13 protein-coding genes are annotated in these 13050 nt (G+C 64.7%); 12 read left to right on the forward strand and 1 reads right to left on the reverse strand.

Annotated elements, in window-relative coordinates; all coding sequences use genetic code 11:
- The first annotated feature begins 71 nt into the window (after positions 1-71).
- From IEX43_RS09265 to IEX43_RS09295, 7 genes are all read left to right on the forward strand, one after another.
- Positions 72-1934, forward strand: a complete 1863-nt coding sequence (locus IEX43_RS09265; RefSeq protein ID WP_188810373.1) for a BCCT family transporter — start codon at positions 72-74, stop codon at positions 1932-1934.
- Between the two features lie 462 nt (positions 1935-2396).
- The gene (locus IEX43_RS09270) at positions 2397-3992 is read left to right on the forward strand and encodes a glycoside hydrolase family 68 protein (protein ID WP_188731976.1); all 1596 of its coding nucleotides are present in this window, start codon (positions 2397-2399) and stop codon (positions 3990-3992) included.
- A gap of 124 nt (positions 3993-4116) precedes the next feature.
- Entirely contained in the window at positions 4117-4590 is a 474-nt protein-coding gene (locus tag IEX43_RS09275) for an Asp23/Gls24 family envelope stress response protein (protein WP_188810375.1), read from the forward strand.
- Positions 4587-4778 carry a hypothetical protein gene (locus IEX43_RS09280; RefSeq protein ID WP_066273523.1) on the forward strand — a complete coding sequence of 64 codons (192 nt, stop codon included), beginning with the start codon at positions 4587-4589 and terminating at the stop codon, positions 4776-4778. Before IEX43_RS09275 ends, IEX43_RS09280 begins: the two co-directional genes overlap by 4 nt.
- The gene (locus IEX43_RS09285) at positions 4775-5155 is read left to right on the forward strand and encodes a hypothetical protein (protein ID WP_188810377.1); all 381 of its coding nucleotides are present in this window, start codon (positions 4775-4777) and stop codon (positions 5153-5155) included. Before IEX43_RS09280 ends, IEX43_RS09285 begins: the two co-directional genes overlap by 4 nt.
- Positions 5152-5760 (forward strand): DUF6286 domain-containing protein, encoded by a 609-nt coding sequence (locus IEX43_RS09290; RefSeq protein WP_188810379.1) that lies wholly within the window; start codon positions 5152-5154, stop codon positions 5758-5760. Before IEX43_RS09285 ends, IEX43_RS09290 begins: the two co-directional genes overlap by 4 nt.
- The gene (locus IEX43_RS09295; protein WP_188810381.1) at positions 5757-6368 is read left to right on the forward strand and encodes a hypothetical protein; all 612 of its coding nucleotides are present in this window, start codon (positions 5757-5759) and stop codon (positions 6366-6368) included. Before IEX43_RS09290 ends, IEX43_RS09295 begins: the two co-directional genes overlap by 4 nt.
- A 7-nt stretch (positions 6369-6375) precedes the next feature.
- On the opposite strand, the gene IEX43_RS09300 is transcribed toward IEX43_RS09295, so the two are convergent.
- Positions 6376-8205: a glycoside hydrolase family 13 protein gene (locus tag IEX43_RS09300; protein WP_188810443.1), complete on the reverse strand. Its 1830-nt coding sequence runs from the start codon at positions 8203-8205 to the stop codon at positions 6376-6378.
- Positions 8206-8318: 113 nt separating this feature from the next.
- On the opposite strand from IEX43_RS09300, the gene IEX43_RS09305 reads away from it, so the two are divergent.
- From IEX43_RS09305 to IEX43_RS09325, 5 genes are all read left to right on the forward strand, one after another.
- Positions 8319-9602, forward strand: a complete 1284-nt coding sequence (locus tag IEX43_RS09305) for an ABC transporter substrate-binding protein (RefSeq protein ID WP_188731964.1) — start codon at positions 8319-8321, stop codon at positions 9600-9602.
- A gap of 7 nt (positions 9603-9609) precedes the next feature.
- Complete coding sequence (locus tag IEX43_RS09310) at positions 9610-10647, forward strand: carbohydrate ABC transporter permease (RefSeq protein WP_188810383.1); 1038 nt, start codon at positions 9610-9612, stop codon at positions 10645-10647.
- On the forward strand, positions 10644-11540 hold the full coding sequence (locus IEX43_RS09315) for a carbohydrate ABC transporter permease (RefSeq protein WP_104188119.1): 897 nt from the start codon (positions 10644-10646) through the stop codon (positions 11538-11540). Before IEX43_RS09310 ends, IEX43_RS09315 begins: the two co-directional genes overlap by 4 nt.
- Positions 11537-11785 carry a hypothetical protein gene (locus IEX43_RS09320; protein ID WP_174179442.1) on the forward strand — a complete coding sequence of 83 codons (249 nt, stop codon included), beginning with the start codon at positions 11537-11539 and terminating at the stop codon, positions 11783-11785. Before IEX43_RS09315 ends, IEX43_RS09320 begins: the two co-directional genes overlap by 4 nt.
- Before the next feature lie 140 nt (positions 11786-11925).
- On the forward strand, positions 11926-12978 hold the full coding sequence (locus tag IEX43_RS09325; protein WP_188810385.1) for a LacI family DNA-binding transcriptional regulator: 1053 nt from the start codon (positions 11926-11928) through the stop codon (positions 12976-12978).
- Positions 12979-13050 lie beyond the last annotated feature (72 nt).

Genomic DNA, 13050 nt, shown 5'->3' on the forward strand with positions numbered 1-13050 from the left:
AGACGAACGTACACGAGACGAACCTGCACAACGCAGTCTGAGCGCGCACAGCGCATAAGGAGAAACTGGGAATGTCCGCCACACCTGGCACCAGGACCATCAGCCAACCACCGGGGGAAACACCGCCCGCCCATAAGAAAGCGGCGGATCGGCCGCCCGGAACCGGCGGTCAGCAACTCGCCAGATGGGTCTTCTGGCCCGCAGCCGGAACCATCATTGTTTTTGTCCTCTTCGCGACGATTTTCCCTGCTGCTGCCACAGAGATCTTCACCACCATCCAAGGCAACGTCATCAACTGGTTCGGCTGGTATTACGTTGCCGCCGTTGCGCTCTTCGTGGCGTTTTCCCTCTGGATTGGCCTTAGCCACTATGGCGACATCAAACTGGGCAAGGACGAGGATGAGCCGGAGTTCTCCGTCATGTCCTGGTTCGCCCTGCTCTTCGCGGCCGGCATGGGCATCGGACTTGTCTTCTTCGGTGTGGCAGAGCCGCTGAACCATTTTGCCGCACCCCGGCCCGGTGTTGAAGGATCCCCCCTGGTGCTCGCCCAGCAGGCGATGACGCAGACCTACCTCCACTGGGGCCTCCATGCCTGGGCCATCTACGTTGTGGTGGGCGTATCGATTGCCTACGCAGTCCACCGCAGGAACCGCCCCATCTCTATCCGCTGGACGCTTGAGCCGCTCCTGGGGCGCAAGCGCGTTTCCGGCGGGTGGGGCAACCTGATCGACGTCGTGGCCTTGGTAGGCACGCTGTTCGGTGTTGCCACCTCCCTGGGCCTTGGCGTCCTGCAGATCTCCGCAGGCCTTGAACAGGCCAACATCATCCAGGCCACCACCATGACGCAGATCGGGTTGATCCTCTGCATCATCACGCTGACCATCATCTCGGTGGTGTCCGGTGTGGGCAAGGGCATGAAGTGGCTCTCCAACACCAACCTGGTCCTGGCCGCGCTGCTGATGCTGGTGGTGCTGTTTACCGGGCCCACGCTGTTCCTGCTGCGTGAGTTCGTGCAGTCGATCGGGCACTACCTCCAGAACGTTGTAGGCCTTACCTTCAACACGCTGGCATTTTCAGGCGCAGAGGGAGAGGCATGGCAGGCCGCCTGGACCACCTTCTACTGGGGCTGGTGGATCTCCTGGGCGCCGTTCGTCGGTATCTTCATCGCCCGTATTTCCAAGGGCCGCACCGTCCGGCAGTTCGTCGCCGGCGTGCTCCTGGTACCCACCGCCATGGGCTTCCTGTGGTTCTCCGTCCTGGGCGGCGCTGCCATCCACCGCGAGCTGTTCGGCAGCGGCGGGCTCATCGGCGACGACGGCACCGTGGATACCGAGGGCGCCCTGTTCAACCTGCTCGGCAGCCTGCCCGGCGGGGTTGTCCTCACCGCCGGCGCGATTCTCCTGATAGCCATCTTCTTCATCACGTCGGCAGACTCCGGTGCCCTGGTCATGGGTATGATCTCCACCGGCGGAGACGTGGAACCCAGGAACTGGCTGCGCATCTTCTGGGCACTGGCCGCCGCCGCTGTTGCCATCGCCCTGCTCCTGGCCAATGGACTGCAGGCGATCCAAACCGCGGCCATCCTCACCGCGGTGCCCTTCAGCGTGGTCATCATCCTGATGTGTATCTCCACGGCCAAGGCCTTTCATCGGGAGCATGAGACCCTGATGCGCGCACAACGTAAGCTGGCCCGCGACCAGATGGCCGCCCATGTCACGGAGCAGGTCCAGGACTCCATGCATGACTCGGTCCAGGAGCACTACCAGGAGCACGTCGCGGAACAGATCCACGACTCCGTCCAGGAGCACTACCAGGAGCACTTGGCGGATCAGGTCCAGGACCAGGTCAGCGAAGCCGTGGAGGCCCATCTGACCGAACGCCTGGCCGCGGGCGAGGCTGCAGACGCCACGGCTGCGCGAACACCCAAGGCGTAGTCCGGCCGCCCGACGCGCGGTTTTCGGCTTCTGAGGGAGGCACCTGCCCAGCCCGGGCAGGTGCCTCCCTTTTCCGTGCCCGGACCACAAAACGGTCCCGGCCAAGGGGTGGCATTTCTCACCTTTGCGCGGCCAAAAGGCAACATTTGATCTTGGCTGAAGGTTGTGGCACGCGCGCGTTAGGGGTTAGGTGTAAGCGCTTGCGCAAAAGTGGCCATTGCCCGGAATCGGGCGATGAAACCTGGTTTGATCTCTCCCTTGGAGCCTGTCTACGGTGGAAACACGGCCAGGAAAGCACCACCATCCGGGCCTCTTCTACGGGGACCACCCAACCCCGTTCCCCCTTGATACAACGGCGTCCCCGATGACGCCTGCCGTGTCGCCGGGGGCCGCCGGAGTTCGAAGGGCATGGGCATCCGCCCGTCTTCCACGAACAGTCATAACTCCGCGAGAAGAGCAACAATGCACAAGCACCCCCAATCACCCCGGATGCTGCGGTGGCGCCCCGCCGCCGCAGCACTGGCCACCGCCGTGGCTGCCTCGGCCTTCCTGGCCGTTCCCTCGGCGCAGGCCAACGAGCCGGCAGATCCGCCGGCCGCCGAGCAGATGCCGGCCCCCACCCCCGGATTCCCCCTCCCCACGGAACACACGCAGGAAGCTTTCGACCCGGCGTCGGACTTCACCTCCAAGTGGACCCGCGCCGACGCCAAGCAGATCATGGCGCAGAGCGACCCCACTGTTGCCCCCGGTGAGAACTCCATGAGCCCGGACGTCACCATGCCGGAAATCCCGGAGGATTTCCCCACCATGAACGAGGACGTGTGGGTCTGGGACACCTGGTCCCTCACCGACGAAAACGCGAACCAGATCAGCTACAAGGGCTGGGACGTCATCTTCTCGCTCGTGGCAGACCGGCACGCCGGCTACGGCTTCGACCAGCGCCACTGGAACGCGCGCATCGGCTACTTCTTCCGCAAGACCAACGCGGATCCGGCCAAGGACAAGTGGAACTACGGCGGCCACGTCTTCGCCGACGGCGCCTCCATCGGCAACACCGAATGGTCCGGCTCCACCCGCCTGATGCAGGGCAACCAGGTGAACGTGTTCTACACGGCCACCACGTTCTACGACATCGCCGAACGGAACGCAGGCGGCGGCGGCATCGCCCCGGATGCGTCCATCGCCAAGGCCCTGGGCAAGATCCATGCGGACGAGAATGGCGTCACCTTCGACGGGTTCAAGCACACCAACCTGCTTGAGCCTGATGGAGAGATGTACCAGACCAAGGAACAGAACCCGGGCTTCGCCTTCCGCGACCCCTACACCTTTGCCGACCCGGCCCACCCCGGCAAGACCTTCATGGTCTTCGAAGGCAACACCGGCGGCACGCGCGGCGAGTACGAGTGCAAGCCCGAAGACCTCGGGTACCGCCCCGGCGATGCCAATGCCGAGTCCGTTGACGAGGTCAACAGCAGCGGAGCCTACTACCAGACAGCGAACGTCGGCCTGGCAGTGGCGGACAACAAGGACCTGACCAAGTGGTCCTTCCTGCCGCCGATCCTCTCCGCCAACTGCGTGAACGACCAGACCGAGCGTCCGCAGATCTTCATCCAGAATGAGGGCGGCAAGAACAAGTACTACCTGTTCACCATCAGCCACCAGTTCACCTACGCCGCAGGCATGCGCGGCCCGGACGGCGTCTACGGCTTCGTCGGCGACGGCGTCCGCTCGGACTACCAGCCGATGAACAACAGCGGCCTGGCCCTGGGCTCGCCCACGGACCTGAACCTGCCGTCGGAGTCCCCGGAGGCACCCACTCCGAACCAGAACGGCCGCCAGTTCCAGGCGTACTCCCACTACGTGCAGCCCGGCGGGCTGGTGCAGTCGTTCATCGACAACGTGAACGGCGTACGCGGCGGCTCGCTGTCACCCACCGTGAAGATCAACTTCCGGGACGGCATCTCGCAGGTGGACCGCAGCTTCGGTCAGGACGGCCTTGGCCCATTCGGCTACCTGCCCACCAACCTCCGCGTTGGCGGCGAGGGCCACTACAAGTAAAACCGACTGCTCCCTAAATGCAGTTTAGGTACAGGCAGGGACGTCCGGATCAGGGCGCCCCTGCCTGCTGCCGTTAAGGCACCGCCGGGGATAGGGTGGGGATCAACAGAAGGGGGAGTGCCTGATGGAATACCAGAACCCACAACCCAGCCAGGGGCTACAACAGCGTGCCGCGCCGGTTCCCGTACCCGGCCCCGGCCGAACCGTTATTTCCGAGACAGCCGTCGCCAAGGTGGCGGGCATAGCAGCCCGCTCCGTTCCCGGTGTCTATTCCCTGGGCTCTGTCCCGTCACGCGCGCTCGGTGCCATCCGCGACGCCGTCGGCAGTTCCGACCATGCCGCCGGTGTGCGGGCCGAAGTCGGTGAAACCCAGGTTGCCGTGGACATCAGCCTGGTTGCGAGTTACGGGACACCGCTCCACTCGTTGGCCAACGCCGTGCGTGCCGCCGTCTACCGGGCGGTCGAGGAGCTCGTGGGGCTGCAGGTGATCGAGGTCAACGTGGAAGTCACCGACGTCTACATTCCGCCTCCGGTCAAACCCGCCGTTTCCGGACCGACTGACGTTTCCGGCACGGCCGGAAGGGAGGCGCTGCTGTGAACCTCACCGTGGCCGGCGCAGCAATGGGCGCCTTCGTCGCCTTCATGTCCCTGCAGTTCGGGTTATGGGGCTTCCTGGTTTCCCTCCTCTTTATGGCCATCGGGGCACTCCTGGGCAGGGCCGCCGAAGGGAAACTGGACCTTCGCGGGGTCCTGGACGCCATCATCGGCCGGCGCTCGTCCTCATGAGCTCCACAGCCCCGGCGGTCCGGGGCCAACAGCTGAGCGGCCACAACCGCATCAGTACCCAGGCCCTGACAAGCCTCGCCAAGGCCGCAGCAGCCCAATTCCTCGGGGTGGAGCCGGACGACGTGCGCGCTGACTGGACGGACGACGACGGCCTGCTGGCGCTGTCCCTCGTCGCACCTATCAGCATGCCGCCGCTGAGTGCGGTGGTCCAGGATCCCTCGCGCGTTGACAAGACCGGTGGTTCCATGTGGGACCGGACCGTGAGGGCAAAGGCCGGCATCCTGGCGGCGGTGGCGGAGCTCAGCGGTTCCGGGCTGAGCCGGGTGGACATCAGGATTACGGGGGCAAAGATCAGTGAAGGGGGGCGGGTGCAATGAGCCGCGATGGTGAAGGCCAAAGCCCGGATATGGACCGGATCCTGCGCCGTGAAACCCGGTCAACGCGTGCTGCGGTGGCCACCGCAGCGGCAGTCCTGGTCATTGTGCTGGCAGCCTATGGGCTCCTCGAAGCGGGCGTCCACGCAGTAGGGCAACCGGCCTGGCTGATTGAACCGCAGGTGGCCGCGGAGCGCCTGGTTGCGCTGCCCGCGGGAATCCCTCCGTTGTTGCTGGGCGCCATCGGCGCGGTACTGGCAATGGCCGGCCTGGTGTTCCTCCTCAATGGGGTTCTGCCTGGACGCCGCGCCCGCCACCGTATGGGTGCTGGCCGGGATGCCGCGGGCCCGGCCGTTGTGGTGGACGATGAAGTCATCGCTTCCTCGCTGGCCCGGCGCGCCCGGCTTGCTGCGAACGTCACGCCGGAACAGGTCATGGTGGTGGTCTCCCGGCGGCAGGTAGTGGTGAATGTCCGTCCCACCTCGGGTGTGCCTGTAAACCAGGATTCTGTCCTCGCGGCAGTCCGCAGCGAAGTGGACGCCATGGCGTTGGATCCCTCGCCCGAGGTGCGCGTGAACGTGGCGACATCCGGAGTGATCGGCGCATGAACAGTACCCCCACCCTCCTCAACCGGATCCTGGTCGCGGCACTGGGACTTCTGCTGCTTGGAGTTGGCTGCCTGCTGATGTTGCTGGCCGCCGTTCCCGCCGTGGCCTCCTGGTGGCGGGCCTGGTCCGCGGACGCATGGAGCGGAATCAACGCGGCGTTCAATGCCACCCGGTTTCCGGGGCGGCCCGAGAGCTGGCTGTGGATCCTGGTGGCGCTGGCCCTGCTGGTGCTGATTGGCCTCATGGTGGCCTGGGTTGCCCAGCAGGGCAAAGGGCGGGCCGATGTGCTGGCCGTCGAGTATGATCCCGGTGAGGTCCCGGGTGACGTGCGGATCGGCGGGGGAGTGGCGGAGCAGGCGCTGAAGCATGCGCTCGCGCACCGTCCCGACCTCGCCGGCGCCACGGTGACCACCTACGACGTCAAAGGCATGCCCGCGCTGAAGGTCCGGCTCCTTCCGCGGCAGGGCGTGGCGCCGCACTTGCTCGCCGACGAGGTGTCGGTGCTGGTATCAGCCCTGGAACAGGCGGTGGGAAAGAACATTCCCGTGCTGATCCATATCGGAGCCGGAGCGCGGACGCGCTTCCGCAGGGCAGAGCGCGTCCGCTGACCGTCTTCTAGTTCCGGGTCAGGTACACGGCGCAGTCCACGGGAACCTCCTGCAGCAGCTCCCACTCCGCGGCAGGCTCCGGTCCGCTGGAGAGCGCCACGGCCCAGCCGTCGGGGATGGGCGCGGACGCGAAACCCATGTTGGCGAGGATCAGGACATCACGGTTGTGGAAGGCCAGCAGGCCGCTTTCCGGTGCGTGGACCTCGGCCCAGGCCAGGGAGCCGGTGCCGAGGCGCCGGGCGGTCCGGAAGGCGAGTGCTGCGCGGTACAGCTCCAGGGTGGACCCTTCCTCGGCATCCTGCTGGTTGGCGGCAAGTGGCCCAAATTCGGCAGGCTGGGGAAGCCAGGGGGACGCCGGTTCGCCCGGGAATGAATCCGCGAAGCCGTAACCGGGCTTGTCCGCAGCCCACGGAAGCGGTACCCGGCAGCCGTCACGTCCGGTTTCTGCGCCCTGGGTACGGAAGAACGTGGGGTCCTGCCGCGCCTCGTCCGGAAGCGTGGTGTGCTCGGGGAGTCCCAGTTCCTCGCCCTGGTACAGGTAGGCGGAGCCGGGCAGCGCCAGCTCAACCATGGTCGCCGCGCGGGCGCGGGCAAGCCCCAGGGCCGTGTCCGGCTGCTCATCGTCCCCGGCGATGCCCTTGGGGAACGTGGTGGGGTCCGTGAGCCCGAAGCGGGTGGAATGGCGGACGGTGTCGTGGTTGCTCAGCACCCAGGTGCAGGGGGCACCCACGGCTTGGGCCGCCTTGAGCGATGCGTCGATCGCCTCTGCCATGCGCTCGGCGTCCCAGCCGGCCATCAGGAAATCGAAGTTGAAGGCCTGCTGCATCTCATCCGGCCGGACGTAGAGCGCCAGCCGTTCGGCCGGTTCAACCCAGGCCTCGGCCACCATCATCCGGTCGCTGCCGTACTCGGACAGGACGCGGTGCCAGTCCCGGTAGATGTCGTGCACGCCGTCCTGGTCGAAGAAGGGCGAGGGCGGATACACCGGGGATACCGCGCGGTGGGGTTCCTCGGCATCAGTGTGGGCGCCTGGGGCATCGCCGGGAGGTGCCGGTTCCCGTCGGACCTCAGAGGTGCCTTCCACCATGGCGGCCACCCCTTCCCAGTCCGGAAGGCCCTCCTCCTTGACCATCCCGTGGGCTACGTCCACACGGAAACCGTCAACACCGCGGTCCAGCCAGAAGCGGAGGACAGAGCGCATTTCCTCCCGTACCTCCTGGTTCTCCCAGTTCAGGTCCGGCTGCTTGGTGTCGAAGAGATGCAGGTACCACTCTCCTGCGGAACCGTCCGCCTCGGTGAGCCGGGTCCAAGCGGCTCCGCCGAAAATTGACTTCCAGTTGTTGGGTGGCCGGTTGCCGTCACCGGAACCCGGCACCTCGTCCTTTCCCGGGCGGAACATGTAACGGTCCCGTTCGGGGGACCCGGGCGGGGTGCTGAGTGCTGCCCGGAACCAGGCGTGCTCGTCCGAGGTGTGGTTGGGGACAAGGTCCACGATGACCTTCAGTCCGCGCCGGTGAGCTTCCAGCAACATGGCGTCGAAGTCCTTTAGTGAACCAAAAAGGGGATCCACCTGCCGGTAATCAGCCACGTCGTAGCCGCCGTCGGCCTGGGGGGACTTGTAGAACGGGGAAAGCCAGATGGCATCCACGCCCAGCCGTTCCAGGTAGGGCAAGCGGTCCAGGACCCCGCGCAGGTCCCCCATGCCGTCGCCATTGCCGTCGGCAAAGGATCGGGGATAGATCTGGTAGACGACGGCGCCGGCCCACCATTCCCCGGTTTGGTCAGAGGCAGGAACGCTCGGCTTGGACGTTAGGTTCCTCTCAGATAACTTTTTGATGTAAACGCTTGCATTGCCGACAGCAACCTTACTAGTGTGATGGTCACCACAACAACCTCACCAAACAACCGCACTGTCGACTTACTTGTCACTCAGCGAGGAGCTTCAAGCTAATGAAAACCCCTAGATTCCTACTTCCGGCTGCCACCGCCGGCGTCCTGGCTCTGACCCTCACCGCCTGCGGCGGGGGAGGTGGCGGAACCACGGGAGGCGGCAGCGACGCGGAAGCCAACCTCGAGGGCCGCGGCCCCATCACATATGTCCAGGGCAAGGACAACAGCAACGTGGTCCGTCCCCTCCTGGACAAGTGGAATGCTGCGCACCCGGATGAGCAGGTGACGTTCAAGGAGCAGACTGACCAGGCGGACCAGCAGCACGATGACCTGGTCCAGAACTTCCAGGCCAAGAACGAAAACTACGACGTTGTCAGTGTTGACGTTGTCTGGACTGCCGAATTCGCTGCCCGCGGATGGCTGCAGCCGCTCGAAGGCAACATGGCCATCGAGACGGACGGCATGCTTGAGCCCACCATCGAGGCAGGCTCCTACCAGGACAAGCTGTACACCGCGCCCGTTTCATCCGACGGCGGCATCCTCTACTACCGCAAGGACCTTGTTCCTGAAGCTCCCAAGACCTGGGACGAGATGATGGGCATGTGCTCCATCGCCAAGGAAAACAACATCGGCTGCTACGCCGGCCAGTTCAAGCAGTATGAAGGCCTGACGGTTAACGCTTCTGAGGCCATCAACTCGGCGGGCGGCTCCGTGCTCGGCGAGGACGGCAAGCCCAACCTGACCACCCCTGAGGCCGAGGAAGGCCTAAACAACCTGGTTGACGCCTTCAAGAACGGGAACATCCCGGCTGAGGCCATCACCTACCAGGAAGAGGAAAGCCGCCGTGCGTTCCAGGAGGGCAAGCTGCTCTTCCTGCGCAACTGGCCTTACGTCTACAACCTGGCCACCACTGAAGGCTCCTCCCAGGTGAAGGATGTTCTGGGCATGGCCGCACTTCCGGGCAAGGATGGCCCGGGTGCGTCTTCACTCGGCGGACACAATGCCGCCATCAGCGTCTACTCCAAGAACAAGGCCACGGCCCTTGACTTCGTCAAGTTCCTCATCGAGGAAGAGCAGCAGAAGTTCTTCGCCACCCAGGGTTCGCTGGCTCCTGTCCTTGGTGACCTCTACGAAGACCAGGAACTCGTTGCCAAGCTTCCGTACCTGCCGGTCCTGAAGACCTCCATCGAGAACGCTGTGCCGCGCCCCGTCAGCCCGTTCTACCCGGCGGTCACCCAGGCCATCCAGGAGAACTCCTACGCTGCACTGAAGGGTGAGAAGTCTGCTGAACAGGCCCTGGCCGATATGCAGAAGTCCATCGAGTCCGCCGGCGCAGGATCGTAGCTCCATCATGGCAACCGAATTAGGCCCGACGCCGGTAAAAGGGCCGGCGTCGGGCGGGACCCCGGTCCACCACGGACCCAAGGGTGTAGGGGAAGACAACAAGATCCTCAGCCAGGGCAAGTGGGCTACATGGCTTCTTGCACCGACCGTCATTGCGCTGGGCATTGTGATCGTTTACCCGATCATCAGCGCCATCGTCATGTCGTTCCAGAAGGACGCCGGGCTTGATCCGGCAACCGGGCTCTTCACCGCCGGCGGTCCCGCCGGCATCCAGAACTACGTGAACTGGCTTGGCCAGCAGTGTGCTGCCCCCGGCGGCGGCACCGTCGCGTGCCCGCCCGGCACGCTGGGCGGCCAGTTCTGGTCAGCCACCGGAACAACCTTCCTTTTCACGGTCATCACCGTCACCTTTGAAACAATCCTTGGCTTCTGGATGGCCATGATCATGGCACGGACCTTCAAGGGCCGCGGACTCGTCCGTGCAGCAGTGCTGGTTCCGTGGGCCATCCCCACCGCCGTCACCGCCCAGCTGTGGCTCTTCATCTTCGCCTTCGAGGGCATCGCCAACAAGCTGTTCAACGCCTCCATCCTGTGGACCGGCAGCGAGTGGCCGGCCAAGTGGGCCGTGATCATCGCGGACACCTGGAAGACCACGCCGTTCATGGCGCTGCTGATCCTTGCGGGCCTGCAGATGATTCCGGCGGACGTTTACGAGGCTGCCAAGGTGGATGGTGCTACTGCCTGGCAGCGCTTCCGGCTCATCACGCTTCCGCTGGTGAAGCCGGCGCTGATGGTGGCAATCCTGTTCCGTACCCTGGACGCCCTGCGCATGTTCGACCTTCCGTACATCCTCACCGGCGGTGCCAACAACACCACCACGCTGTCCATCCTGGTGATCAACCAGATCAGGCAAGGGTTCAACTCAGCGGCCGCCTTGTCCACCATTACGTTCATCATCATCTTCCTGGTCGCATTCATCTTCGTGCGGTTCCTTGGTGCGAACGTCGTGGAGCAAAGCGGAGCCACCGGTAAGGGGAAGAAATGACAACCACAACTGCCTCCACGGAACTGCGGGCACGGCAGGACAAGGGCCGCAAGGCCGCCCAGAACCGGGAGAAATGGGCGCAGGCACGCACCTACATCAGCGCCGTCGTCATCCTGATCTGGTGCCTTGCACCGGCTTACTGGATGGTGGTGACGGCGTTCCGCGAGGTGGGCTTCACCTACGACACCTCGCTGCTGCCCACCCACGTGACCCTGGACAACTTCGCCACTGCCTTCGACACCTCGTTCGGCAACAGGTTTGGCCAGGCACTGATCAACAGCGTCTTCATCGGCGTGACGGTCACGGCCATCTCGCTGCTGATCGGCGTCTTTGCTGCGTACGCCCTGGCCCGTTTGAACTTCCGGTTCAAGTTCCTGGTGCTGGGCTTCATCCTGGGCGCCTCCATGTTCCCCGGCGTTGCCCTGATCACCCCGCTGTTCCAGCTGTTCACCAACATCGGCTGGATGGGAACGTACCAGGCGCTGATCATCCCGAACATCTCCTTCGTCCTGCCGCTGACCGTCTACACACTGACGTCCTTCTTCCGCGAAATGCCGTGGGAGCTGGAGGAATCAGCCCGTGTTGACGGCTGCACGCAGGGCCAGGCCTTCCGGAAAGTGATCATGCCCCTGGCAGCTCCGGCGATCTTCACCACGGCGATCCTGGCGTTCATTTCCTCATGGAACGAGTTCCTGATCGCCAGCCAGCTGTCGAATGACGCCACGCAGCCGGTCACGGTTGCCATCGCCAGCTTCGCCGGTGCCCAGCCGAACCAGATCCCCTACACGGCCATCATGGCCGCGGGCACTATTGTCACCATTCCGCTGGTGATCCTGGTGCTCGTCTTCCAGCGCAAGATCGTGGCCGGCCTTACGGCGGGTGCGGTCAAGTGACGGGTGACGCTTCCCGCTCCCGCCCCACGGGGGCGGGAAGCGACCGCCGTCGGGCCAGGTCCGGCGAGGATTTTGACATCATTATTGGGTTCCTCGGCTTCTGGGCCCTGGTCCTGTTCGTGGTCACCCTCTGGATGGAGGTGACGGCCCAACCTGCACTCGGCTGGGCATTGGGCCTGCTGGCAACGCTGCTGGCGCTGTACGGCATGGTGCGGCTCCGGCGCCGCCTGCCCGACCGGAGGTAGCACTCCCGGCAGTACGGCCGGGAGTGTTACCTCCGGTCGGCAGGTAACACTGCGATGCAAGCCGGCGCCCGAAATACCATTGCAGGGGGCATCGCACAGAAGCAGGGCGCATGCCTGCAGGGAGTATATGAGGGGACACCGTGGCACGCACAAGTGAAAGGTCTCAACGGGGCGGCCACAGCGGGGTCAGCATTGAAGACGTGGCGGCAGCCGCGGGCGTGTCCACCGCCACCGTGTCCCGGGCGGTACGGGGACTGCCCCGGGTGTCACCGGCAACGCGGCAAAAGATCCTCGAAGTGGCTGGAGACCTGGGCTATGTGGCCTCCAGCTCGGCCTCGGGCCTTGCCACAGGCCGGACCAAGACCATCGGGGTGCTGGCGCCTTTTGTAAGCCGGTGGTTCTTTTCCAAGGCCATCGAAGGCGCGGACCGGGAGCTGCACGCCCGCAACTACAACCTGTCCCTGTTCAACCTGGGCGGGCACGGCAGCAACCGGGAACGGCTCTTCAGCAAGACCATGGTCTACAAACAGATCGATGCGCTGCTGGTCCTGTGTATGGCGCTGACCCATGAGGAACTCGAGCATCTGCAGAAAATCGACATACCCCTGGTGGTGGTGGGCGGCCACGTCGAGGAATGCGCCTACATCGGGATAGACGACTACGCGGCAGCCTCCACCGCCGTCCGCCACCTGATCGACCTGGGCCACCGGGATATTGCACTGCTGCACGGCGACGACGAGACGGACCTGAACTTCGACGTCCCCCGCGTCCGCATCCTGGCGTTCAAGGACGTGATGACGGCGGCCGGGCTTCCCACCCGGCCTGAATGGGATGAATGGGGCGACTTCACGGTCCGCAGCGGCCAGGCCGCTTTCCGCCGGCTCTGGTCCAAACCGGGGACCAAACCCACCGCCATCTTCTGTGCCTCGGATGAGATGGCCATGGGCGTGATCTTCGAAGCTTCCCGCCTCGGGGTCCGGGTGCCGGAAGACCTGTCCGTCGTGGGAATCGACAACCATGATTTCGCTGAGGCCGTGGGCCTGACAACGGTGGGCCAGCGGCCCGACGAGCAGGCCGAGCTGGCTACCAAGATGCTCCTTGATGAACTGGACGGGCAGGTTGGATCGGTCCAGTCCGCCGTCGCGCCCCACGAACTGATTGTCAGAAGGACGACGGCGCCGCCACAGTCCTAGCTGTACTGCCCAGGGACGTTGGTTCGGTGAATGTGATGACTCGCTGGAGTCGTTGAGCCAAAGGTGAGGACC

Origin of the sequence: Pseudarthrobacter polychromogenes (genome assembly GCF_014644495.1) — a bacterium.
GTDB classification, from domain to species: Bacteria; Actinomycetota; Actinomycetes; order Actinomycetales; family Micrococcaceae; genus Arthrobacter; species Arthrobacter polychromogenes.

Bases quoted from the DNA above. Each gene is read 5' to 3' on its own strand.
- IEX43_RS09265 (WP_188810373.1), top strand. From the start codon at position 72: ATGTCCGCCACACCTGGCACCAGGACCATCAGCCAACCACCGGGGGAA.
- IEX43_RS09270 (WP_188731976.1), top strand. From the start codon at position 2,397: ATGCACAAGCACCCCCAATCACCCCGGATGCTGCGGTGGCGCCCCGCC.
- IEX43_RS09275 (WP_188810375.1), top strand. From the start codon at position 4,117: ATGGAATACCAGAACCCACAACCCAGCCAGGGGCTACAACAGCGTGCC.
- IEX43_RS09285 (WP_188810377.1), top strand. From the start codon at position 4,775: ATGAGCTCCACAGCCCCGGCGGTCCGGGGCCAACAGCTGAGCGGCCAC.
- IEX43_RS09290 (WP_188810379.1), top strand. From the start codon at position 5,152: ATGAGCCGCGATGGTGAAGGCCAAAGCCCGGATATGGACCGGATCCTG.
- IEX43_RS09295 (WP_188810381.1), top strand. From the start codon at position 5,757: ATGAACAGTACCCCCACCCTCCTCAACCGGATCCTGGTCGCGGCACTG.
- IEX43_RS09305 (WP_188731964.1), top strand. From the start codon at position 8,319: ATGAAAACCCCTAGATTCCTACTTCCGGCTGCCACCGCCGGCGTCCTG.
- IEX43_RS09310 (WP_188810383.1), top strand. From the start codon at position 9,610: ATGGCAACCGAATTAGGCCCGACGCCGGTAAAAGGGCCGGCGTCGGGC.
- IEX43_RS09315 (WP_104188119.1), top strand. From the start codon at position 10,644: ATGACAACCACAACTGCCTCCACGGAACTGCGGGCACGGCAGGACAAG.